Raw genomic sequence first — 23,422 nt, forward strand, 5'->3', positions numbered from 1 at the left:
GTCACGCCTCGCCCTCGGCTGTTCGCGGTGCGATCGGCGCATCCACCATCGGCCGCGACCGATGACGCGTGCGCACGCGCAACAGTGCCAGGATGGCCAGACCGGCAACCGTCACCACCGCGATCTCGCCCAGCGTATCTGTGCCGCGGAAGTCGACCAGAATGACGTTCACGATATTGGCGCCGTGGGCGATCGGACGGGAGAATTCGTTGAAGAACTCCGTCAGCCGCATGTCGAGCGTGCCCTGCGTGACCTTCAACAGATAGAGCGTGAAGGCCAGTCCACCTGCGATCGCGATGGCGCCGCTGACGATCCGCTCGCCCGTCGGCCGGTAGTCGGAGGCATTCAGCCGAAGCCGCGTCATCACCAAAGCGAGGATGACGACCGACAGGGTCTCGACCATGAACTGGGTAAATGACAGATCCGGCGCGCCGAAGAGCATGAAGATCAACGCGACGGCGAAACCCTGAATCCCGAGCGACACGATGGCCGTCACCCTGTCCTTGGCGACGATCACCGCGAAGAGACCAAGAATGCCGATGCCGATGATCGCGAGTTCGTGGAAACGGATATCGCTCGGCCAGGCCGGCCATTGTGGCAGTTCGTCGAACAACACCATCGGCAGGAGAAGGGCGAGCGCGATGAAGGCAAATGTCACCTTCACGTAGAAGTCCAGCCGCCCGGGCTGAAGAAGTACCGTGACGCGGAACGAGAAGCGGACGAGACCGCGCATGAACTGGTCGAAACCGCGGTCCGGCCCCCACCCGATCGCCGCAAGGACGTTTGCGATCGTTCCCCGCAACTGGTCCACCGCCAGATAGGCGCCGATCCCGGCGGCGACGGTGAGGATCGAGAGGAAAAGCGGCATGCCGATCGAGGGGATCAGCGAAATGGAAACCGGGGTCGCCTCTCCTGCGACGGCGGAGGCCATCGGCGTCGATATCCCGGCATGGAAGAAGCCTGAAAGGAGCGCGGCCAGAAGACCGGCGGAGGCAAGCACCACGGGGCCGAGCCACAGCATCACAGGCCCTTCATGCGCGTGCTTGGGCGTCTGAACCGGCGAACCGAGGAACGGCTTCAAGGCAACGGCAAAGCCGATCACCAGCATCAGCGCGTTGCCGACGATGGCCACCAGGGTGAAGGTCAGGGCCCAGGGGCTCGTCGCCCAAAGTGCGTAATAGATCTCTTCCTTGGCAAGAAATCCGAAGAATGGCGGCAGGCCCGCCATCGAAATCGCCGCTGCGAGCGCGGCCGCGAAGGTGATGGGCATCGCGGCGCGCAGGCCGCCGAGCTTGGTCACGTCGCGCGTGCCCGCCTCGTGGTCGATCGTGCCCGCCACCATGAAGAGGCAGCCTTTGAACAGCGAGTGCGCCACAAGATAGAGCACGGCCGCTTCGATCGCATGCTCGCTGCCAAAGCCGGTGAGCATCACCAGCAGACCCAACGAAGACACCGTCGTATAGGCGAGCATCAGCTTCAGATCGGTCTGGCGAACGGCAAGCAGCGTGCCGACGATGAGCGTCGTGCCACCGAAGACAGGCAGGATCGTTTCCCATGCCACTGTGTCGCCGAATGCCGGATTGAGCCGCATCAGCAGGTAGACCCCGGCCTTCACCATTGTCGCCGAATGCAGGTAGGCCGAGACCGGCGTCGGCGCCTCCATGGCGTTCGGCAGCCAGAAGTGCAGCGGAAACTGCGCCGATTTCGTGAACGCGCCGCCAAGCACAAGGATAAGAGCTGCCAGATAGTAAGGGCTGTCGCGCATCACGTCGCCGGACGCGAGCAGTTCCGACATCGAACCGATGCCGGTGACGTTCCAGACGAGAAGCAAGCCGGCCAAAAGCAGAAGCCCGCCCCCGCCGGTCACGATCAGCGCCTGCAGGGCCGCGCGGCGTGAGGCCTCACGGGTGTGATCGAAGCCGATCAGCAGGAACGACGTGATCGACGTCAGCTCCCAATAGACGAATAGCGTGAGGAAGTTGTCTGCAAGCACAAGGCCAAGCATCGCGCCCATGAAAAGCAGGATGAAGGACAGGAAGCGCCCAAGCTGCGGATGCCCTTTGAGGTACCCGCCCGCATAGATGACGATGAGCGTGCCGATGCCGGAGATCAATAGCGCGAAGGTGAGCGACAGGCCGTCGATGTACCAGGAGAAGTCGACGCCAATGCTCGGTATCCAGGCGAAGCCGCCCGTGATCGTCTCACCTGCGCTGACCGCACCGAGATGAGCCAGCATGTAGATGAAGATCGCGGCAGGTGCGGCCGCCAACACCCAGGCGGCATTCTGCTTCAACTGACGAACGAGAAAAGGTGCGAACAGCGCCGCGATAAACGGCAGCAGCATCATCGCCAGCGTCGTGCCTGCCGCTTCGGCACCCATGGTCTCTCCCGAACCTTCTTATCGCAGGATTGCCGCCGCACGGATTGCGGCGAAAACGTGCCGGCCTACTTAATTTGAGGCGCGTTCCCATGCAAGTGGATCGTCTACGTTATTGACAACAGTCGACAATAATCATCGGCCCATCGACGACATCCATCATTGTCTTGCGGTGTAGAATAACTACCTGTCACCACACGAGCATCGACGCAAGCGAATGGTCATCACATGAGCGACACCAAGACACTGAAAGTCGAAAAGTCCGAAGCGGAATGGCGCGAGCAGCTGACGCCGGAGCAGTTCCATGTCACCCGCAAGCACGGAACCGAGCGAGCATTCACCGGTCCGAATTGGGACCAGAAGGCACCGGGGCTCTATCGTTGCATCTGCTGCGATAAGCCGCTGTTTCGGTCGGAGACGAAATTCGAGTCGGGCACCGGCTGGCCGAGCTTTTACGAGCCTGTCGAGCCTGAAGCCGTGAGCGAGCACAAGGATCGGTCATGGTTCATGACCCGAACCGAGATCCGCTGTGCCGATTGCGACGCGCATCTCGGCCACGTTTTTCCGGATGGCCCCCGCCCGACGGGCCTGCGCTACTGCATGAACGGCGTGGCGATGGCGTTTGATCCCGACAACCGATGATGCGCGACGGCCGGCGTCAGAACCGCTCGGCCTCGCGTTCGAGCCGGGTGTGGTCGACGGCGTTTGGCGACAGCTGCTGGATGTTGACGATGCCGGAGGCGTTGCGCTCCGGCACTGCAGCTACGGCCAGCACTGCGGACACAAGGCCACCAATCCAGACCGCAACGAAGATCCAACGCATCATCTTTTCCCTCTTCGCCCGGCGACCGCCACACGAGCATGACGCAAATGTGGCAGCAGTTCGCTGAACCGAGGCTGATGATGCCATTCATCAGCCATTCATCAAGGACGGATGTGGCTTATCCGTTCACATACCGACACGAACTATTACACTTGGAGACAGCGCATTGACCGCCTTCAACGATCTTCCAGATGCCCCTCGCGCGGAGCGTCGTCCGACCACGGATACTCGCCATGGCGTCACCCGGACCGACGACTATGCGTGGCTGAGGACGGCGAACTGGCAGGAGATGTTCAAGCGCCCGGAGACGCTGGAGCCGGAGATCCGGCAGCATCTGGAGGCAGAAAACTCCTATCAGCGCGCAGCTTTGGCCGACACGACGGTGCTTCGCGATCAGCTATTCAAGGAGATGAAGGCGCGGATCAAGGAGGATGATTCCTCCGTCCCCTCGCCGGATGGGCCGTTTGCCTACGGCACCGAGTTTGTGACCGGCGGCGAGCAGCCCCGCTATTTTCGTGAAGCCCGCGACGGAAGCGGCCGCGAGATCATTCTGGACGGCGATGCAGAGGCCGCAGGCAGAGATTACTTCCGTCTCGCCGGCTCAAGCCACAGCCCCGACCATTCCCGCACCATCTGGGGTTACGACGACAAGGGCTCGGAGTTCTACACCGTCAAGGTGCGCGATCTCGCTTCGGGGCAGGATCTGGAAGACATCGTCGAGAATACGGGCGGCGGCGGCACCTGGTGCGCCGATGGTTCCGGCTTCTTCTATACGCGGCTCGACGAGAACCATCGTCCATCGAAGATATTCTTCCATCGGCTCGGGACATCGGTCACCGAGGATCGCCTGATCTATGAAGAAACCGACACCGGCTTCTTCATGGGCGTCGGCGGCTCACGCCTTGATGACTTCATCTTCATCGACATCCACGATCATGAAACGTCGGAATTCCGCCTTCTGCCGGCCAATGATCCGTTTGCCGAGCCAAAGCTCGTCGCGCCGCGCGAAACCGGCATCGAATACGACCTGACCGAAGGCGGCGATGTCTTCTTCATCCTCACAAACGCCGGTGGGGCTGAGGATTTCAAGATCGTCGAGGCACCGGTCGATCAGCCGGAACGCGCAAACTGGCGCGACGTGGTCGCGCACAAGCCGGGCCGACTCATTCTGGCGCACATGGCGTTTTCCCGCTTCCTCGTCTGGCTGGAACGGGAAAACTCCCTGCCACGCATCATCGTGCGCGACCGTGAGACCGGCGAAGAGCACGCGATCGCCTTCGACGAGGAGGCCTATTCGCTCGGTCTGCAAGGCTCGCTCGAATACGACACCGACATCATCCGCTTCAGCTACTCGTCGATGACGACGCCATCGCAGCTTTACGATTACGACATGCGCACACGCGAGCGGACGCTGCTGAAGACACAGGAAGTGCCATCGGGCCACAACCCGGACGACTATGTAACACGCCGCGTCATGGCGCCCGCAGCCGACGGGGAAACCGTACCGGTCAGCCTGATCTATCACAAGGACACCAAGCTCGATGGCAGCGCGCCCTGCCTGCTCTATGGCTATGGTTCCTACGGCATCACCATTCCGGCGTCCTTCAACACCAACTGCCTGTCGCTGGTCGACCGCGGCTTTGTCTACGCGATCGCCCATATCCGGGGCGGCAAGGACAAGGGGTTTGGCTGGTACGACAAGGGCCGCCGCGAGCATAAGCTCAACACCTTCACCGATTTCATCGCCTCGGCAGATCATCTCGTCGCCGAAGGTTTCACCAGCCACTCGAAAATCGTCGCACAGGGCGGATCGGCGGGCGGCATGCTGATGGGCGCCGTCGTCAACATGGCGCCTGAAAAGTTCGGCGGCATCATCGCGGCCGTTCCGTTCGTCGACGTGCTGAACACGATGCTCGACGACACCCTGCCGCTCACCCCGCCGGAATGGCCCGAATGGGGTAACCCGATCGCATCCAAGGATGCCTATGATCTCATCGCCTCCTATGCTCCCTATGAGAACGTGACGGCGACGACCTATCCGCCGATCTTTGCGATCGCCGGCCTGACGGACCCGCGCGTCACCTATTGGGAACCGGCAAAATGGGTCGCCCGCATCCGCGAGACGATGACCGGCGGCGGACCTATTCTCTTCAAGACGAACATGGATGCGGGCCATGCCGGCGCATCCGGTCGCTTCCAGCGCTTGGAAGAGATCGCGCATGAATACGCGTTCGCACTGAAGGTCGTCGGCAAGGCCGCATGAATGAGAGTTCAGCGGTCACATCGCCGTGAAAACCCGTTTCCGGTAACAACTGCGTGTCCATATCAACGGGTGGAGTGCTCGATACCAGGAGGATGGATCCGATGACTGATCGTAGCATGAAGGGCACAAAACGCGTGGCTCTTGCCAGCCTTGGCGTCGCGGCCGCCAGTATCTTGACTGTGCCCGTTCCAGAGGCCGCCGCTCAAGGTCTTTTCGGCGGCCCATCCGGCGCGAATTGCAACGTCCTGCAACAACAGGGTGGCAGCTACTGGCAAGGCTTCCTGCGCGGTGCTCAGGAAAGCGCGTTCACGGGCGACGATGGCATCAACCAGTACACCGATGCCCATTGCTTCCGCACGGAAGCCGAATGCGAGGCTTGGCTTTATGCGGCTCAGAGTGCAGCGCACATCGTGTTCAACCGGTGGTGCCGTTCTTACGCGGCTTGAAAGTCTGGCCTGCGGCCATGACTAGTTTCAGTGTTCCGGTATGACCTTGAGGTAAGCGGCAATCGCTTCCCGGTCTGACGCCGGCAGAGTGGCGAGCCCGCGCTGCACCGCGACCATCGAGCCGCCGACACTGTCGAAGTCGGGCGTAAAGCCCGATTCGAAGAAGTATGCGAGATCGTCAGCGGTCCAGTCGGCGACGCTTCCAGCTGGCGTGATGTTTGGGATTGTGCCCTGCCCGCTCGGGTTGGGTGCGCCAGCCAGCCATTCGTCGGCCTCGAGCCCGCCCAGAATGTCGCGTGGCGTGTGGCATTCCCCGCAATGACCCACAGCCTCCACCAGATACTGGCCACGCCGCAGCACCGTGTCGTTCGGATCGATCGACACATAGGCGCCATCGGGCATGTAGAGATACTTCCAGATGCCGATCGCGCGATTGACGTTGAACGGAAAGCTTACCTCATGGGCCGGCGCTTCATTGTCGCTGGCAGGCAGGGACCTGAGATAGCCCCACAGGTCATTGACGTCGCTGATGTCCATCATCGAATAGGACGCATACGGGAACGCCGGATAGTAATTGCTGCCATCCGGTGCGACGCCGCGCAGCATGGCGTTTGCGAAATCCTCGAAGCTCCAGTCACCAATACCCGCCGGCCCATTGGAGATGTTCGGAACGTGGAACGTGCCGAAATCGCTGTCGATGGCATGCCCGCCGGCAAGCACGATTGCGCCATCCGAGGCGTCGCTTGTCTCCGAAGCACCATGGCATGAAGCGCAGTTACCGGCGTTGAAGATGAGCTCTCCATTGGCGAGGTCCGGCGCGCCCAAGCCGTCGAACGCCGTCTCAGGAAGCCTGTCCGGTGCGGCAACTGCCCAAAGCGTGGTGCCGAGGGCTGCGGCCAGGATGAACATCGCGACCAAGATGCGTATCAGCATGCTTTTCCACTTTCCTGTTCGTCGAGCCGGCGTGATCTCCGGCGCGACGATGATGGTGCCGACGGGCGCGGTGCTAGTCGTCAGATTGGCGGTAATCTTCGTGACACGCGCCGCATCCGCGCGTGAAGTCCTGGAAGACCGGCTGGAAGGAGGCAAGATCAGCCGGAACCGCGGCGGCAAGTTCAGCTGCCTTGGTGGACATTTCCTGGGAGAGCCGCTCGAAATCCGCCTTGTTTTCCCAGATAGCCGGAAGCGCTTCGGTCTCGTAGCCCGTCTCGGACCCTTCGGGGAAATAGTCGGCGAAGACCGCCGTGTTTTCCGAAATCGTTTGCAGCGCAGCGGCAACCGCTGCCGGGTCATAATCCGTCCGGCCTCGAACCATGTTGCCCATCACGCCCGTCGCATCGCCGACTTCATCCATCAGATCCTGACGAACTTCCTGCGGCACGCCGTCCTGTGACGATGCGGGATGGATCAGGGCCGCCGAGATGGAAAGCAGTGCTGCTGCGATGGCTAGTCTGGACTTCATCGTCGATCTCCGTTGCTTTTGCGGGAACTGGCACGTGCGGCGCGGTCTGCGACACAACCGCATCTTGGTCATCGGCCTGTGACGGCACAACAAAAACCCCGGCCTGTGAGACCGGGGTTTGGATCACATAAACGTGTGGACGTCGTGACCTCAGCCACGAGCGCCCTGATAAAGCTCGTCGACATATTCCCAGTTCACGAGATTATCGACGAATGCTTCCAGGTATTTCGGCCGCGCGTTACGGTAGTCGATGTAATAGGAATGCTCCCAGACATCGACGCCGAGGATCGGCGTTGCACCGTGAACAAGCGGGCTTTCGCCGTTCGGCGTCTTCATGATTTCGAGCTTGCCGTTCTTCACGGCAATCCAGGCCCAGCCCGAGCCGAACTGGCCGGTGCCGGCAGCGATGAAGTCTTCGCGGAACTTGTCGTAGCCGCCGAGGTCGCTGTCGATCGCCTTCTGCAGATCGCCGGGCAGGCTCTTGCCGCCGCCATTCGGCTTCATCCAGTTCCAGAAGTGCTTGTGGTTGTAGTGCTGGCCAGCATTGTTGAAGAGCGCCTGGTTCTTGCCGTAGGAGCCCTTCACAATGTCTTCGAGGCTCTGACCTTCGAGGCCCGAACCTTCAAGAAGCTTGTTGCCCGTCGTCACGTAAGCATTGTGGTGCTTGTCGTGGTGATACTCGAGCGTCTCCTTCGACATGTAGGGCTGCAGCGCGTCATAGGCATACGGCAGGTCCGGAAGTTCGAAAGCCATATCGCTCTCCTTTCGAATATAGAGATTTCTAAAATTCAGTCCCAGCGCTACATAGGCGCCGGGGCTCGGACCGGCAACGGTGCCGCTCACCTATTTGTTCCTTGCGAAGGGCCTCGCTTGCTCGGAGTCAGACCGGAAAACCGCGGGCCCAATCGAGATAGAGCGAGCGGAGCTTAGCTGCGATCGGTCCGGCCTGCATTTCGCGATCTTCGACTCTGGTCACAGGCACCACCTTGGAGTGGTTGCCGGTCGAAAAGACCTCGTCCGCATCCAGAAAATCGGCAACGCGGAGGCTCTTTTCGACAACCTCCATCCCCGCGTCGCGCAGCAGCTTGATCGCACGGGCGCGCGTGATGCCGCTGAGAAAGGTGCCATTGGGAGCGGGCGTGAAGACGACGCCGTCTTTCGCCATGAAGATGTTGGAGGTCCCTGTTTCAGCGACGTTGCCGAGCATGTCCAGGACGAGCGCGTTGTCGAAGCCGCGCCGCTGCGCATCGAGGATCGCACGCGCATTGTTTGGATAAAGGCAGCCAGCCTTCGCATTGGTCGGCATCGTCTCGATGGTCGGGCGGCGGAAGGGCGAAACGCCCACAGAAAAGCCGCTCGGCGCGATCATCGGCGATTCGTAGAGGCAAAGCGCGAAGCGCGTCGATTCCGCTTGGGCCGGCACACCCATGTAGCCGCCATGCTCGGCCCAATACATCGGCCGGATATAGACCGCCGTCTTGCCGTCGAACTTCTTCAGGCCGTCCTTGGCCAGACCCTCTATCGAACCAGCTTCTTCCGTCGGGATCATGCCGAGTGCGCTTGCCGACGCGTTGACGCGCTGGCAGTGCAGATCGAGATCCGGCGCCACGCCGTCGAACCAGCGCGCCCCGTCGAACACGGTGGATCCGAGCCACATGGCATGCGACCGCGGACCGATCAGAGGCGGGTTGCCCTCATGCCAGTCACCGTCGACATAGGTCCAGGTGGCGGATTGCGCTCTTGTGTCTACGGTCATGTCGATATCTCCTCGATTTACTGCCTGCTTAGCGCCGGGCCGGCGCGAAGGTCAACGCGAGGGCAACCGGTGGCGCGCCTGCCGGTCTTGCATTCCATCGCTCGTCACTGCGTGATACCGCGGTGCGATGATCGTTTCGCATTTCAAGAAGCGATCGCAGGAGCTTGTCGATGACCCATGCCGCTTACGTTTTCGATGCCTATGGCACGCTGTTCGACGTCCACGCCGCAGTCCGCCGGCACGCCTCCGAAATCGGACCTCAAGGGCCGGCACTCTCGCAATTGTGGCGCGCCAAACAGCTGGAATATTCCTGGGTCCGAAGCCTGATGGGCGCATACCGCGACTTCTGGCAGCTGACGGAAGAAGCGCTCGATTTCGCCTTGGCCTCGATGCCGGACGTCGATCGCTCGGTGCGGGCTACCCTGCTCGATGCCTATTTCAAGCTCGACTGCTACCCTGAAGTTCCCGGTGTGCTCAAAGCACTCAAGGCACGCGGCGCCAAAGTGGCCATCCTTTCCAACGGATCGCCCGCAATGCTGGAATCAGCCGTACGCAATGCCGCGTTGAATGAGATCATCGACGACATCTTCTCCGTCGATGCCCTGCGCGTCTTCAAGACGGCACCGGAGGTCTACGACCTCGTAACCACGAGCTATCGGGCCTATCCGGAAGCGATCTCGTTCCAATCGTCCAATCGCTGGGACATTGCAGGTGCAGCGAAATTCGGATTTAGGCCCGTGTGGATCAATCGCAACCAGATGCCAGACGAATATCCGGATCTCGCACCGTCCCTGATCCTGCCCAGCCTTTCGGGCCTTTGAACCGCTGCAGACTGTGTAAGAACGCAAGGTCGATCACGAGTGTTACATTTGCGCAACATACTGCCCGCACTCCGACACAATGCGGGAACAAATCGGTGCCCACGTCATTTCGATAACGTTTCCTAACAGCGGGACACATGATGAGTATTTCCAACACAGTCCGGGAGCGGCGGGATCACTCCGCACTCGGCCGCCGTGCCTTTCTCGGCGGCGGCGCAGCATCGCTCCTCGCTTTGGCGGGCTGCACCACCGGCATGTCCACGGCAGAGTTCAACGCCGAAACCAATCCGCTCTACCGGTCGCCGCTTGATCGTGGCGCCGGCATCCCGCCGAGCGTGAGCCCGTTCGCATCCATGTACGCACCGATGCCGCAGGAGCAGTTCCCGCTTCCCGCCATCCCGGTCGAGCGCATGGACCCCGTCTATCTGCGCCAGCTCGTTCAGGATCCGACGGGCGAACGCCCGGGTACGATCGTGGTCGATACAAACAACCACTTCCTGTACCTGACGCGGGAAGATGGCCAGGCAATGCGCTACGGCGTCGGCTTGGGCCGTGAAGGCTTCGCGTGGCAGGGCCGCGCCGTCGTCCAGTACAAGCGCGCCTGGCCGCGCTGGACTCCGCCGGATGAGATGGTCGCCCGCCAGCCTGAGCTCGAGCCCTACTCCATCGCCAATGGCGGCATGGATCCAGGCCTCGACAACCCGCTCGGTGCGCGTGCGCTCTACATTTTCCAGAACGGCGTCGACACGATCTACCGTATTCACGGCTCGCCGGAATGGTGGACGATCGGCAAGTCGGTTTCTTCCGGCTGCGTGCGCATGCTGAACCAGGACGTGATCGATCTGCACGACCGTGTACCGAACGGAACGCCCATCCTCGTCACGGGCAACCTGCCGCGCATGGTGGCACCGACCGTCGCCTGATTTTGATCGCGCTTTGATAGAGAGGCCGGGTTGAGCTTAGCTCCGCCCGGCCTTTTTTGTTTCAGAGCCCGCGCTTCAGGCTGCCGAGAATACCGCGCACCAGAGCGCGGCCGATCTGGTTCGCCGCCGTTCGCGCAACGGTCTTGACGACGGTTTCCGTCACCGTCTGCCGCTGATAGCCGGAGCGAGTCGCGGCCCGCCGTCCCGACGTCTTTCGGCCGCGGGCATCATAGTCATCCGCTTCGTTGTCGCCGAAGCCCGGCAGGGTCCAACGCCGCGTTTCCTGAACTTCCGTCTCCGCTTCGACTTCCTTGCGCCGCCGCTCTTCTTCCGCTGCGGCCACCTGAGCCGCGCGCGCCGTCAAGATCTCGTGGGCCGATTCATTGTCCACGTCGCGATCATAAAGCCCCGCAACCGGCGACGTTGCCATGATCGCGCGCCGCTCGGCATCGTCGATCGGTCCGAGCCGAGACGATGGCGGACGGATGAGCGTGCGTTCCACCATGGATGGCGCGCCTTTCGCTTCCAGTGTGGACACCAGCGCCTCGCCCGTGCCGAGCTGCGTGATCGCCTCGAAGCAATCGAATTCGGGGTTCTGCCTGAACGTTTCGGCTGCAACCTTCACGGCCTTCTGCTCGCGCGGTGTATAGGCGCGCAGGGCGTGCTGGATGCGGTTGCCAAGCTGCGCCAGCACAGTCTCTGGCACATCGAGCGGGTTCTGCGTGACGAAATAGACGCCGACCCCTTTCGAGCGGATCAGCCGAACGACCTGCTCCACCCGCTCCAGAAGCACCCTTGGCGCTTCGGAAAACAGAAGATGTGCCTCATCGAAGAAGAAGACGAGCTTCGGTTTTTCCGGATCGCCCACTTCGGGCAGTTCCTCGAACAGTTCCGAAAGCAGCCAAAGCAGGAACGTCGCGTAAAGCCGCGGGTTCATCATCAACCGTTCGGCGGCGAGCACATTGACGATGCCGCGACCGTCGACCGTCGTGCGCATCAAATCTTCGATCCGAAGCGCGGGCTCGCCGAAGAACTGCTCGGCCCCCTGCTGCTCAAGAACCAGAAGGCTGCGCTGGATCGCGCCCACCGACTGCGGCGAGATGTTGCCATAGATCGCCGAGAGAGCACTCGCCTGCTCGCTCATATAGATGAGGAGGCTGCGCAGATCCTTCAGATCCAGGATCGGCAAGCCATGCTCGTCCGCGATCTTGAAGGCGATGTTCAACACGCCTTCCTGCGCTTCCGAGGCGTCCATCATGCGGGCCAGCAAAAGTGGGCCCATCTCGGTCATGGTCGTGCGGACGCGGTGACCCTTCTCTCCGAAAAGATCCCAAAAGACGGTAGGCGTTGCCCGGTGTCCATAGGGATCGAGGCCGATCTTCTGCGCGCGCTCCTCCAGGAACCCCTTGCTCTCCCCCGCCATGGCGAGACCGGCCAGATCGCCTTTCACATCGGAGCAGAACACGGGAACGCCCGCTGCGGAAAACGCTTCCGCCAAAATTTGCAAGGTGACGGTCTTGCCCGTTCCCGTCGCGCCGGTGATCAGGCCGTGGCGATTGGCATATTTGAGATCGAGATATTCGCCCTTCTTGTTGGCATCGCCGGGATCACGGCTGGTTCCGATATACAGCTTTCCGTCCTGCAGCATGTGGCCTCGTCATCCCTTCGAAGAACGCCTGTGATCGTATGTTGCGCAAAGCTGATCCATTTGCAAAAGCTCATTCAGACGGCGTCGCGCGAGAGCTTGCGATTGCGAGGGAACGCCCATATGACGTTGACGTACACGTCATCCAAGGGAGAAGGAGCCAGAAGATGGACGAACTGATTTCCCGCATCACGGCCAATGTCGGCATCGATGATGCAACTGCCCGCAAGGCCGTCGGCCTCATTCTCGGTTTCCTGCAGCGCGAAGGCGCCGATGGACCGGCAGCCAAGATGGTCGAAGGTATCCCCGGCGGTCCGGAAGCCGTCGCTGAACATGGCGGCGAAGCCACCGGCGGTGGCGTCATGGGTCTCGGCCAGCAGCTGATGTCGGCCGGCCTCGGCATGGGCGAAATCTCCGGCGTCGCCCGCGAGACGGTTGCCTTCGCCAAGCAGCATGTGGGCGAAGAGACGGTCGACCAGGTCGTCGCGTCCATCCCAGGTCTCAGCCAGTTCGTTTGAGCTGAGCATCACGATCAAGGCAGGCTCAGATACGGACATCGTCCACGATCTGAGCCTGCTTTTTTGTCGGATGGGCTGCCTGAGGCGCCCGCCTTGGTCTTCCGTCGCGTTGCACGGCCGTCGCCGGCCCCATATTGTCCGCCTCGCACCGCAAATCGGTGGGAGACGCTCGATGACGCCCGATCTTTTCGAAACCACTGCCTTCGCCCCCTCCTCAGCCGAGGATTGGCGTACTCTCGTCATGCGCGCTTTAAGGGGTGCAACATTTGATGAAGCACTCGTCAGCCGCACCGACGATGGCATCGCATTCGGTCCAATCGCAGATCGCGTTCCCGACGCTTCTTTAAGAGCCCGCTCGCATCCGGCGCAGCCTTGGACGATCTCCCAGCGGCTCGATGACCCCGACCTGCCGCGGGCCGAACTGCAGATCGAAGCGGATATCGGCGGTGGTGCCACGGGATTGTCGATATCCCTGACCGGCGCTGCCTCTGCCTATGGTTTCGGCGTCGATATCGATCATCTCCCCAAGCATCTGGCGACGATCCGTGGCGTACAGGAAATTCGTTTCGATGCACTGGCCAAGGATTTGAGCGCGCTTCTGGATGGGCTAGAAGCGCGGCCCGAAGACGACACCGCCCATGTGGATCTCGGCATTTCTCCGCTTGTCCAGCATGGGCCAGATGTGATCGCACGGGCCTTCGATCTCGACCTCGATGGGACCGTCATGCGTGCCGACGGGACTCTCGCGCATAACGCTGGTGCGAGCGAGGCTCAGGAACTCGGTTTCACGCTTGCCGCTGCCGTCGAGGCACTGCGCATGGCGGAGCGGACCGGGATCGATGTGGATTCGGCGCTCGCCGCGACTGAATTCGTGCTTTCGGCCGACCAGGACCAGTTCCTGACGATCGCCAAGTTCCGGGCGCTTCGCATCCTCCATGCGCGTTTGATGGAACTGCTCGGCATCGAGGAACCCTTCGGCGCACATCTCCATGCCGAGACCTCCTACCGCATTCTTGCGCAGCGCGACCCGGAAACCAACATCCTGCGCAACACCATCGCGGTGTTCTCCGCGGGCATCGGTGGCGCGGATTCTGTGTCCGTTCTTCCCCACACGCTTCCGCTCGGCCTTCCCGACCGTTTCGCCCGCCGCATCGCCCGCAACACCCAGGCTGTCCTGATCGATGAGGGCCACCTTGCCCATGTTCTCGATCCCGGCGCTGGCTCCGGCGGCATCGAGCATCTCACCACAGAGCTTGCCGAATTGGGCTGGCAGGTCTTCCAGCAGATCGAGGGCGAAGGTGGCCTCACGCAGAGCATCCAGCATGGGCTTTTCACCGCACGCATCGCGGAGAAGCGACGTGCGCGTCATGAAGCAATAGCCGCCGGGCAACGCACGATCATCGGCACGACACGCTTTCAACCGACGCGTGATCGGCCGATGACGGTATCGATGGAGCGCGATCCTTCCACTATGGAACGCGGTGCCCTGTCACCGGTTCGGCTCGACGAGATGCGCGAGGCGGGAGAAGCCGCATGAGCAAGCTTCCCGATTTCACCACGATCGGCTGGCAGTCGCCCGCCATCGAGATTCCTACCGCTAAAAGCGGCGAATGGCAGACGCCGGAAGGGATCGCAGTGCGGCAGAGCTATGGTGCGGCCGATATCGATGGCCTGCCCTATCTCGACAGCCATCCCGGCATTGCCCCCTTCATCCGCGGTCCCTATCCGACAATGTATGTCCAGAAGCCCTGGACGATCCGCCAATATGCCGGGTTCTCGACCGCCGAAGAATCAAACGCCTTCTACCGCCGCAACCTCGCTGCCGGCCAAAAAGGCCTGTCGATCGCCTTCGATCTCGCCACGCACCGCGGCTATGACAGCGACCATCCTCGTGTCGCGGGCGATGTCGGCATGGCCGGAGTCGCCATCGATTCCATCCTCGACATGCAGCAGCTCTTCGATGGCATCCCGCTCGACGAGATGACCGTATCGATGACCATGAACGGCGCGGTGCTGCCGATCATGGCGCTCTATATCGTTGCCGGCGAGGAACAGGGCGTGCCGCCCGAGAAGCTTGCCGGGACCATTCAGAACGACATCCTGAAGGAGTTCATGGTCCGCAACACCTACATTTACCCGCCACAACCATCGATGCGGATCGTCTCGGACATCTTTGCCTACACGGCGGAAAAGATGCCGAAATTCAATTCGATCTCGATCTCCGGCTACCATATGCAGGAAGCCGGCGCGACGGCCGACCTGGAGCTCGCCTACACGATCGCGGACGGCATCGAATATGCCCGCGCCGGCGTGGCGAGCGGCCAGGACATCGACGCTTTTGCGCCCCGCCTCTCCTTCTTCTGGGCGATCGGCATGAACTTCTTCATGGAAGTCGCGAAACTGCGCGCTGCCCGGCTCATATGGGCCACTTTGATGAAGAAGAACTTTGATCCCAAGGATCAGCGCTCGCTGGCCTTGCGCACCCACAGCCAGACCTCCGGCTGGTCTCTGACTGCGCAGGATCCCATGAACAACGTGATGCGCACCATGCTCGAGGCCATGGCGGCGACGCAGGGCCATACCCAGTCCCTTCACACCAATTCCTTTGACGAGGCGCTGGCGCTACCGACCGATCATTCCGCGCGGATCGCCCGCAACACGCAGCTCATTCTCCAGGCGGAGTCAGGCACGACGAAACTGATCGATCCATGGGGCGGCTCCTTCTATGTCGAGCGGCTGACGCACGACCTCGCCGCCCGCGCGCTCACGCATATCGAAGAGGTGGAAAGCCTCGGCGGCATGGCCAAAGCGATCGAACAGGGCATCCCGAAGCTCAGGATCGAGGAAGCCGCTGCCCGCACCCAGGCCCGGATTGACAGCGGCCAGCAGACGGTCGTCGGCGTCAATGCGTACCGGGCGTCGGAAGAAATCGAAGTCGACGTGCTTAAGGTCGACAATGCCGAAGTGCGCGCCCGCCAACTGTCCAAGCTGCAGCAATTGAAGGGCACGCGCGATGTCGCCGCCGTTGAGACCGCGCTCGATCGGCTGACCGCAGCGGCTCGCTCGGGCCAGGGCAATCTGCTGGCATTCTCCGTGGAAGCAGCGCGCGCCCGGGCGACGGTGGGTGAGATCTCCCTCGCGCTCGAGAAGGCATTCGGCCGCCACGTGGCCGAGGTTCGCACCATCTCGGGAGTCTACCGAAAGGAAATCGGCGGCGAGAACCCGGCCTTCGAGGAAGCTGTGCGGGCAGTCGAGGCGTTTCAACGCGAAACGGGCGTGAAGCCGCGGATCCTGGTCGCGAAAATGGGACAAGACGGGCATGATCGTGGCCAGAAGGTCATCGCCACGGCTTTTGCCGATCTTGGCTTCGATGTCGTCGTCGGTGCGATGTTCCAGACGCCGGAAGAAGTCGCCGACCTCGCGCTTGCGGAAGGCGCGCACATCGTTGGCGCCTCCTCGCTGGCTGCCGGTCACCTCACGCTGGTCCCCGAACTGAAAGCCGCGCTCGACAGGCGCGGCGGCGACGGCGTGCTGATCGCGGTTGGAGGCGTCATCCCGCCAGACGATTTCGAGGCGCTGCGTCGCGCGGGTGCCGACGCGATTTTCCCGCCAGGCACGGTGATCGCCGAAGCGGCGCTCGAACTGATCGCAGCCATAAGAAGCAGGCCGCAAGCGGCTTGATCTTGACCGATCGCCCCTTAAGTTATAACTTCTGTTATTACATTGGAGGTCGCCATGAACGTTCAGGTTCGTCGCATTGGGAATTCCGAAGGCATCATCCTGCCGAAGGAGGTGCTTGAGCGCCATGGCTTGAAGTCCGGCGACACGCTCGAGCTGCGCGAAGAGAACGGCAACATCTTCCTGAAGCCTGCCGAAGATGATTTCGCGGAGAAAATGAAGCTCGCTCACCAGTTCATGGATCGATACAAGGTCGCTCTCAAAAAGCTTGCTGAATGAGCTGGGACTTCCTGTCGCGGCAACTTGTCGAGGCCATGCATCGTGAGCAGCTGAAGCGCCATGGCGGTGCGGAGGGCCTACGCGATCCGGGTGCCCTTGAATCCGCGCTGGCTCGGGCCGAAAATAAAGCGGCTTACGGATGCGAAGACATCTGCGAGCTCGCCGCAGCCTATCTTTTCGGGCTCGCTAAAAATCATGCTTTCGTTGATGGCAACAAACGTATCGCCATCGTTGCTGCCGGCGTCTTCCTGATGAGCAACGGCTTCATGCTGGAAACGGATGATGCGAAGCTCTACGCCTTCGTTCTCGGCGTCGCAGCTGGAGAAATCGACGAGGACGGCGCGACGCGGTTTTTCCGCGATCACGTCGTCCCCATTGCCGAATAGGATCGAGAACACGCCACCCTCAAGTGGAATGGCGGACCGCGATCACCTTGTCAGACTTCAGGCAGCCTTTTCCATGGCAGCCGGATTGGCGACCTTGTCGGCCAGCGTGGTCAGATCTTCGTCGGTCTTGCCTTCCTGCTGCAGCGTTTCGTCAAGCAGCTTAGCAGCGTCCTTCATGCCAAGCGTTTCCGCCCAGCGCTTCAGCGTGCCGTAGCGTGCGATCTCGTAGTGCTCGACAGCCTGTGCGGCCGAAATCAGGCCTGCATCGATCGCTGCCGTGCCCTTGAATTCGTCCATGATCTCTTCGCCTTCGGCGATGATCCCTTCGATCGCATCGCAAGTTTTGCCCTGTGGGCGCTTTCCGAGAAGCTCGAATACCTGCTGCAGGCGTTCGATCTGACCTTCGGTTTCTTCGCGATGCTTTTCGAATGCTGCCTTCAGCTCTTCCGACTGGGCCGCACGCTTCATCTTCGGCAGCGCCTTCAGGATTTTGCGCTCGGCGTAATAGATGTCCTTGAGCGTATCGTGGAAGAGATCCTGCAGAGTCTTTTCTTTGGCCATGTTGGGCGATCCTTCTAAAAGTTGCGTCGCCGATTATCGGCGGCAGGCCCATCCAAGCTTCAAGTGCGCCCGATGTTCCTCTCGCCCGGAAAATCTCTTTCCGTTCTCCTCGCGCCTCCTGTCCCATAACGGCACAGAAACAACTGGCACGCCGCTTGCTGTGCTGAGGGCAGCAAGAAAGGCGTAACCATGATGAGACGGCGAGCGGCAATCCAGGCGGTTTTGGCCTCGGCAGCCGCGTGCACGGTTTCCGTATCGGTGCCGGCGCGCGCCGGCCAGCTTTTCGCGCAGGTCGATCTTCGGGGGGCGATCGACGCGCAGTCTGGCGGCCTGCGTGCCGGCACCGATGTGGATCAGGGGGCGCTGTTGAACCGGCTGCTCGCCGAAGCTGCGCCCGAGGGAAAACCGGTGTTCCTGCCGCCCGGCGTCTACCGCGTCTCCAACATCACCCTGCCGGCCGGCGCGCGGCTGATGGGCGTGCCCGGCGCTTCACGTCTCGTCTACACGGGCGAAGGCTCGTTTCTTGCCGCCGAGAACGCCGAGACGGTTTCAATGAAAGGCATCGTTGTCGATGGCGCCAACCGTTGGCTCGACACCTGGGCAACCGGCAGTCTCGTGGCGCGCAACGTCTCGCGGCTCGATCTTGATGAGTGTGAATTTATCGGAAGCCAGCGCAATGCGCTCGCGCTCGAGGCCTGTGGCGGCGGCATCCGTCGCACACGCATCTCGGGTGCGGCCGGCGTCGGCATCTATGCTGTCCAGTCGACCGGGCTGACGGTCACCGACAACCACGTTTTCGACTGTGCCAATGGCGGCATCCTCATCCATCGCTGGGAGGATGGGCCGGACAACTCGATCGTGACGAACAACCGCGTCGAGCGCATCGGCGCCGCCGATGGCGGTACTGGCCAAAACGGCAATGGCATCAACGTCTTTCGCGCGGCGAATGTCATGATCGCCAACAACCACGTGTCCGATTGCGCGTTCTCGGCCATCCGATCCAACTCGGGATCGAACGTCCAGATCGTCGGCAATCAGTGCCTGCGCTCCGGCGAGACGGCGCTCTACTCGGAATTTTCCTTCGAAGGCGCAGTCATTGCATCGAACCTCATCGATGGCGGAGCCAACGGCATCTCCGTCGCCAACTTCAACGAAGGCGGCCGGTTGGCAACCGTTGCCAACAACATCGTGCGCAACATCGTGGCGCCCGATCCTTACGAACCGATCGGCCCCGGCTTCGGCTGGGGCATCGCCATCGAAGCCGACACGGCAGTGACCGGCAATTCGATCGAGAATGTCTCGAAATGGGGCATTCTCATGGGCTGGGGGCCCTTCCTCCGCAACGTATCCGTGACCGGCAACATTGTGCGTGCTGTACCGGTCGGCGTTGCGGTCACAGTCGTAGAAGAAGCGCAGCAGGCGCTCATTTCCGACAATGTAATCGAAGGAACTCCGGAGGGCGCGGTCGTCGGCTTCCGCTGGGGGGAGCCGGCGACCGCCGACCTCGCCTCGGGTGAAGAGACGCCTGCGCACCTGACGGTGGAACGCAATCGCGTCATCTAGCGCACATGGAAAGCGGCTGGCTTCACTGCGTCAAAGCGTCGGTCACTCTTATCTTGCCGACCTCGGTGCCGTTCCAGTTCCGCAGGGTTTTGTTGGCCAGAGCATCGAGCGCGGCGTAGGCTGGATCTTCGGATCCCATCAGCCGTGCGAGCAGACCGGCGATCATGGCTTCGGACGCCCGCGTGCCGCCATCGTCGCATTTCAGCGCTATGCCGAGCCCCTGCCCGGGCAGCACCGCGCAGAACACGCCCTCCGCGCCGGTCTTGGCAAATATCCGGCCGGGCGCCGCCTGCATCAGGTTCAGACAGGCCCGCTTCGATCCCGACATGTAGAATGGCTCGGCCATGCAGGCGTCGAACAGCCGGCGCGCCGCCTTGGCGCGCTCTGCCTCGAGCCCCCTGCCCGTGACCATTCTCGAAAACCCGTCCGCCAGCCGGTCCAGCGGCACGGCATAGGTCGGAATGGCACAGCCATCCGTGCCACACCTGTCCATTTCGAGCGCCGTTCCCGTCAGCGCTGCCACCACACCGCGAATCTCGCGCTGAATGGGGTGATCGTAGGTCACGTAGCCTTCGGTCGGAATTCCGGCGTGCACCGAAGTCGCCACGAAGCCTGCATGCTTGCCGGAGCAGTTGTTGTGCAGGACCGTCGGCGCCTTGCCGCTTTTTGCCAGATCGATCAGCACATGTTGATCGAACGGCCAGTGGCAGCCGCATTCGAGCACATCGGCATCGCGGCCAGCGCGGTTGAGCATGCTCGCCGCCAGCGCCACATGTTCCGCCTCGCCGGAATGGGACGCACAGGCGAGCGACAGCTCGGCGTTGCCAAACCCGAAAGCATCAGCCGCACCGCTCTCGATCAACGGCAGTGCCTGCATCGTCTTGACGGCGGATCGCGGAAACACCGGGCGCTCGACATCGCCGATCCCGAGCACCATCTTCCCGTCTGCGTCGACAACTGCGATGGCGCCCCGGTGTCGGCTCTCGACCAGCGCGCCGCGCGTCACTTCGACCAGAACGGGATTGGACATGAATTCGCCTCAAGCTCTTGTTGGATGGGCGAACTGATAGGGGTTGGCTTGAAGCGATGCAACATGGACCTGGAGATCGGCGAACCGGGAGCCGCGCGCGTTCCGTGATGGCCATCATCATTGCCGTTTTCGCCATTTTCATCGCACCGGCGCTCGCGTCAGCCGCTTGGTGGGCGAGCGTCGACCGGCCGTCCTCCTGGCGCCAGGCAGACTGGTCGGCAAGCGGCATGCTGCCCGACGCATCGTCTAATTCCGAAGCTGCGATCTACATCATGGCGGCGCGGACCGGCGGCATGAAGGGTGCCTTTGCCACCCACAGCTGGATCGTCACCAAGCGTGCGGGCGAACGCTATCACCGCTACGACAAGGTGGGCTGGGGTCGCCCGGTGCGCATGGACGGCTATCCCGCCGATGCGCGCTGGTATTCGAACCTGCCGGAAATCGTCGGCAGCGTTCACGGTACCGAGGCGGAACGGCTGATCCCAAAGGTGAAAGCAGCCATCGCTGCCTATCCGCATCAGGGCGCGAACGGTGATCGCGGATACCGCATTTATCCCGGTCCGAACTCCAATTCCTTCGTCGCCCATGTCCTGCGTGACGTGCCTGAACTCGGCCTCGTGCTCCCGCCCAACGCGGTGGGTCGGGATTACCTCTCAGGCGGGCGCTTCTTTGCCGTCTCGGATGACGGGCTCGATGTGCACGCGACACTCTTTGGCCTGGCGGGCTTTTCCGCCGGCTGGCACAGCGGCTTCGAAGTCCACCTGATGGGCCTCGTGGCCGGTATCGACATCAAACGCATCGGCATCAAAGTGCCGGCCTTCGGCCTCGTGTCGGTCTATTAACGCCCCACGGGTCGCATCAACCCTGCAACCGAGAAACCCCCATCGACAGCCAGAACCTGGCCGTTGATGTAGCTCGCCTGGTCCGACAGCAGGAACAGGATGGCGGCCGCCACTTCCTCCGGCAGACCATATCGGTGCTGCGGCACCCGTTCCGACCACCGTGCGCGATCTTCTGCCGAGTGGGTGTCGATCGTCGTTTCCTTGTTGATCGGTCCCGGCGCGACGCAGTTGACCCGGATGCCGCTTGCCGCCAGCTCCACTGCCATAGCCTGGCTCATGCTGATCAGCCCTGCCTTCGAAGCGCCATAGGCGGCGCGGCCGGCATTGGCTCTCATGCCGGACACAGCGCTCACATTCACGATCGAGAGCGCGTCCCCCATGCGATCGAGCGCCGCGGCGGAGGTGATGAACGCGCCCACGAGATTGACGTCGAGGATCTGGCGAAAAAGCTCCGCGCTCGTTGCTTCGAATGGTGCCACGCGAAGAATATTGGCGGCGTTGACCAGTCCCGTGATCGGCCCGAACTCTTCGGCGGCAGCTTCAAACGCCTCCGCGATTTCTTCCTCGTCGGTGACATCCGCTCTCGTGCAGAACACGTCTTCGCCTTCGAGGCTCTCTTCGGCTGCGGAAATGGCGGATCCGCCGGCATCGATGATCGTGACGGCGTAGCCGTCGTCGACAAGCGCATGCACGGTGGCGAGGCCGATGCCCGATGCCCCACCGGTGACGACCACGTGGCGCTCACTGGCCATCGCTTGCCACCCCGCATTCTTCGTCGACCGCGCCGCTCATGCCGATGCCTCCCCAAAGGTGGAACGGCACTATGGCACGATCCCTGCTGCAAATGCACGAACAGGGATCAAGCGATCCGTATTATTCGAAGACGATCGCTGGGCCGCCCCTGGCGCTTTCCTTGCGCGCCAGATGATTGTTCCAGACCTTTTCGGCAATCTCGCCGTAGATCTTGGCGTGGGGACCATCGGGGGCCGTCACCGTGACCGGGGTTCCCGCGTCCGACATCTCGCGAATGTCGATGTGAAGCGGCACGGCGCCGAGGAAGGGGATGCCGATCTTCTCGGCTTCCTTCTGCGCGCCACCATGGCCGAAAATATCGTGCGTCGAGCCGCAATCGGGGCAGACAAAATAGCTCATGTTCTCGACCAGCCCGAGCAGCGGCACGTCGACCTTCTTGAACATGTTCCAGCCCTTGCGGGCATCGATGAGCGACAGATCCTGCGGCGTCGAGACGATCACCGCGCCTGCCAGCGGCACCTGCTGCGCCATGGTCAGTTGTGCGTCGCCTGTGCCGGGCGGCATGTCGACGATCAGCACGTCGAGTTCGCCCCACGCAACCTCGCGCAGCATCTGCGTCAGCGCCGAAATCACCATCGGGCCGCGCCAGATCATCGGCGTCTCTTCGTCCACGAGGAAACCGATCGACATGACCTTGAGCCCATAGGCTTCCATCGGCACGAGCGTGCGGCCGTTCACCGTCTTGGGGCGGCCGCCGATATGCAGCAGGCGCGGCATCGAAGGGCCGTAAATGTCCGCATCGAGAACGCCCACCTTCAGGCCGAGGCCCTTGAGGCCAAGCGCGAGATTGACCGCGGTCGTCGACTTGCCGACGCCGCCTTTGCCGGAGGCGACCGCAATGATCGCGCCGATGCCTTCCACCTCGGATTTCGCACGGGGAGCAGGCTCGCGACGGGGCTCGCCGGAGCCGGCCGGCGCGCTCGGAGCCGGCGCGGTGGCGCTCGCCTTCTTTTCCGCGGTCAGCGCGACCATGGCGGAAGACACGCCGGGGATCGTCTTCACGGCATCTTCAGCTGCCGCGCGGAGTGGCTCCAGCTCCTTGGCACGGGCGGCCGGCACGCTGATCGAGAAGAAGACCTTGCCGTCGGCGATGAAGACGTCGGACACGAGTCCGAGTTCGACGACATTGCCCTGCCCGTCGGGGCCCGGCACCTGCTTCAATCGATCGAGGACGTCTTCTTTGCTCGGCGCTGCCATGGCTTCGGCCTTCCCATTGCGTTTGGGCCAGAGCTAATG

The 23,422-nt window shown here is 62.2% G+C and carries 23 protein-coding genes; 12 read left to right on the forward strand and 11 right to left on the reverse strand.

The annotated features are described in order from the left end of the window. Position 1: 1 nt before the first annotated feature. Complete coding sequence (locus tag PU133_RS15575) at positions 2-2,380, reverse strand: putative monovalent cation/H+ antiporter subunit A (protein WP_404862428.1); 2,379 nt, start codon at positions 2,378-2,380, stop codon at positions 2-4. Positions 2,381-2,605: 225 nt separating this feature from the next. Here PU133_RS15575 and msrB point away from each other — a divergent pair, with 225 nt between their 5' ends. Next, positions 2,606-3,019 carry a peptide-methionine (R)-S-oxide reductase MsrB gene (msrB, locus tag PU133_RS15580; RefSeq protein ID WP_126011020.1) on the forward strand — a complete coding sequence of 138 codons (414 nt, stop codon included), beginning with the start codon at positions 2,606-2,608 and terminating at the stop codon, positions 3,017-3,019. A 16-nt stretch (positions 3,020-3,035) separates the two neighbouring features. Here the strand turns inward: msrB and PU133_RS15585 are convergent, their stop codons facing one another. After that, positions 3,036-3,203, reverse strand: coding sequence for a hypothetical protein (locus PU133_RS15585; RefSeq protein WP_404862429.1), 168 nt, complete (start codon positions 3,201-3,203; stop codon positions 3,036-3,038). A gap of 163 nt (positions 3,204-3,366) precedes the next feature. Between PU133_RS15585 and PU133_RS15590 the strand changes: the two genes are divergently transcribed. Together PU133_RS15590 and PU133_RS15595 are read left to right on the forward strand one after the other, a co-directional pair. After that, entirely contained in the window at positions 3,367-5,463 is a 2,097-nt protein-coding gene (locus tag PU133_RS15590; protein ID WP_404862430.1) for a S9 family peptidase, read from the forward strand. 101 nt (positions 5,464-5,564) lie between these two features. Further along, complete coding sequence (locus PU133_RS15595) at positions 5,565-5,909, forward strand: hypothetical protein (RefSeq protein WP_404862431.1); 345 nt, start codon at positions 5,565-5,567, stop codon at positions 5,907-5,909. A gap of 27 nt (positions 5,910-5,936) precedes the next feature. Here PU133_RS15595 and PU133_RS15600 read toward each other — a convergent pair whose 3' ends face one another. The 4 genes from PU133_RS15600 to PU133_RS15615 form a co-directional block, all read right to left on the reverse strand. After that, a complete protein-coding gene (locus PU133_RS15600) occupies positions 5,937-6,842 on the reverse strand; it encodes a c-type cytochrome (RefSeq protein WP_404862432.1) in 906 nt (301 codons plus the stop codon). Between the two features lie 73 nt (positions 6,843-6,915). After that, entirely contained in the window at positions 6,916-7,371 is a 456-nt protein-coding gene (locus tag PU133_RS15605) for a c-type cytochrome (protein ID WP_404862433.1), read from the reverse strand. Positions 7,372-7,521: 150 nt separating this feature from the next. Next, complete coding sequence (locus PU133_RS15610) at positions 7,522-8,124, reverse strand: superoxide dismutase (RefSeq protein ID WP_404862434.1); 603 nt, start codon at positions 8,122-8,124, stop codon at positions 7,522-7,524. A 127-nt stretch (positions 8,125-8,251) separates the two neighbouring features. Beyond that, the gene (locus PU133_RS15615) at positions 8,252-9,127 is read right to left on the reverse strand and encodes a branched-chain amino acid aminotransferase (RefSeq protein ID WP_404862435.1); all 876 of its coding nucleotides are present in this window, start codon (positions 9,125-9,127) and stop codon (positions 8,252-8,254) included. 170 nt (positions 9,128-9,297) lie between these two features. Between PU133_RS15615 and PU133_RS15620 the strand changes: the two genes are divergently transcribed. Then, entirely contained in the window at positions 9,298-9,948 is a 651-nt protein-coding gene (locus tag PU133_RS15620) for a haloacid dehalogenase type II (protein ID WP_404862436.1), read from the forward strand. A 137-nt stretch (positions 9,949-10,085) separates the two neighbouring features. Further along, on the forward strand, positions 10,086-10,871 hold the full coding sequence (locus PU133_RS15625; protein ID WP_404862437.1) for a L,D-transpeptidase: 786 nt from the start codon (positions 10,086-10,088) through the stop codon (positions 10,869-10,871). Positions 10,872-10,932: 61 nt separating this feature from the next. Here PU133_RS15625 and PU133_RS15630 read toward each other — a convergent pair whose 3' ends face one another. Continuing rightward, complete coding sequence (locus PU133_RS15630; protein ID WP_404862438.1) at positions 10,933-12,519, reverse strand: helicase HerA-like C-terminal domain-containing protein; 1,587 nt, start codon at positions 12,517-12,519, stop codon at positions 10,933-10,935. Positions 12,520-12,683: 164 nt separating this feature from the next. Here PU133_RS15630 and PU133_RS15635 point away from each other — a divergent pair, with 164 nt between their 5' ends. The 5 genes from PU133_RS15635 (at position 12,684) to PU133_RS15655 (ending at position 17,377) form a co-directional block, all read left to right on the forward strand. Continuing rightward, positions 12,684-13,034 carry a hypothetical protein gene (locus PU133_RS15635; RefSeq protein WP_126011030.1) on the forward strand — a complete coding sequence of 117 codons (351 nt, stop codon included), beginning with the start codon at positions 12,684-12,686 and terminating at the stop codon, positions 13,032-13,034. Positions 13,035-13,206: 172 nt separating this feature from the next. After that, complete coding sequence (locus PU133_RS15640) at positions 13,207-14,571, forward strand: methylmalonyl-CoA mutase family protein (RefSeq protein ID WP_404862439.1); 1,365 nt, start codon at positions 13,207-13,209, stop codon at positions 14,569-14,571. Then, positions 14,568-16,715, forward strand: coding sequence for a methylmalonyl-CoA mutase (gene scpA / locus PU133_RS15645; RefSeq protein ID WP_404862440.1), 2,148 nt, complete (start codon positions 14,568-14,570; stop codon positions 16,713-16,715). The genes PU133_RS15640 and scpA overlap by 4 nt, the downstream gene beginning before the upstream one ends. Positions 16,716-16,769: 54 nt before the next feature. Next, positions 16,770-16,991: an AbrB/MazE/SpoVT family DNA-binding domain-containing protein gene (locus PU133_RS15650; RefSeq protein WP_126011033.1), complete on the forward strand. Its 222-nt coding sequence runs from the start codon at positions 16,770-16,772 to the stop codon at positions 16,989-16,991. Further along, positions 16,988-17,377 carry a type II toxin-antitoxin system death-on-curing family toxin gene (locus PU133_RS15655; RefSeq protein ID WP_404862441.1) on the forward strand — a complete coding sequence of 130 codons (390 nt, stop codon included), beginning with the start codon at positions 16,988-16,990 and terminating at the stop codon, positions 17,375-17,377. The genes PU133_RS15650 and PU133_RS15655 overlap by 4 nt, the downstream gene beginning before the upstream one ends. A 57-nt stretch (positions 17,378-17,434) precedes the next feature. Here PU133_RS15655 and PU133_RS15660 read toward each other — a convergent pair whose 3' ends face one another. Next, positions 17,435-17,938: a ferritin-like domain-containing protein gene (locus PU133_RS15660; protein ID WP_404862442.1), complete on the reverse strand. Its 504-nt coding sequence runs from the start codon at positions 17,936-17,938 to the stop codon at positions 17,435-17,437. A gap of 189 nt (positions 17,939-18,127) precedes the next feature. Between PU133_RS15660 and PU133_RS15665 the strand changes: the two genes are divergently transcribed. Beyond that, the gene (locus PU133_RS15665) at positions 18,128-19,501 is read left to right on the forward strand and encodes a TIGR03808 family TAT-translocated repetitive protein (RefSeq protein WP_404862443.1); all 1,374 of its coding nucleotides are present in this window, start codon (positions 18,128-18,130) and stop codon (positions 19,499-19,501) included. Between the two features lie 22 nt (positions 19,502-19,523). On the opposite strand, the gene PU133_RS15670 is transcribed toward PU133_RS15665, so the two are convergent. Continuing rightward, positions 19,524-20,531: an asparaginase gene (locus PU133_RS15670; RefSeq protein ID WP_404862444.1), complete on the reverse strand. Its 1,008-nt coding sequence runs from the start codon at positions 20,529-20,531 to the stop codon at positions 19,524-19,526. Between the two features lie 107 nt (positions 20,532-20,638). Here PU133_RS15670 and PU133_RS15675 point away from each other — a divergent pair, with 107 nt between their 5' ends. Continuing rightward, complete coding sequence (locus tag PU133_RS15675) at positions 20,639-21,373, forward strand: DUF3750 domain-containing protein (protein WP_404862445.1); 735 nt, start codon at positions 20,639-20,641, stop codon at positions 21,371-21,373. Here the strand turns inward: PU133_RS15675 and PU133_RS15680 are convergent. After that, positions 21,370-22,125 carry an SDR family NAD(P)-dependent oxidoreductase gene (locus PU133_RS15680; RefSeq protein WP_404862446.1) on the reverse strand — a complete coding sequence of 252 codons (756 nt, stop codon included), beginning with the start codon at positions 22,123-22,125 and terminating at the stop codon, positions 21,370-21,372. The genes PU133_RS15675 and PU133_RS15680 overlap by 4 nt on opposite strands. Positions 22,126-22,246: 121 nt before the next feature. After that, positions 22,247-23,383 (reverse strand): Mrp/NBP35 family ATP-binding protein, encoded by a 1,137-nt coding sequence (locus PU133_RS15685; RefSeq protein WP_404862447.1) that lies wholly within the window; start codon positions 23,381-23,383, stop codon positions 22,247-22,249. Positions 23,384-23,422 lie beyond the last annotated feature (39 nt).

Source organism: Georhizobium sp. MAB10 (assembly GCF_045012825.1).
Taxonomy (GTDB): Bacteria; Pseudomonadota; Alphaproteobacteria; order Rhizobiales; family Rhizobiaceae; genus Georhizobium; species Georhizobium profundi.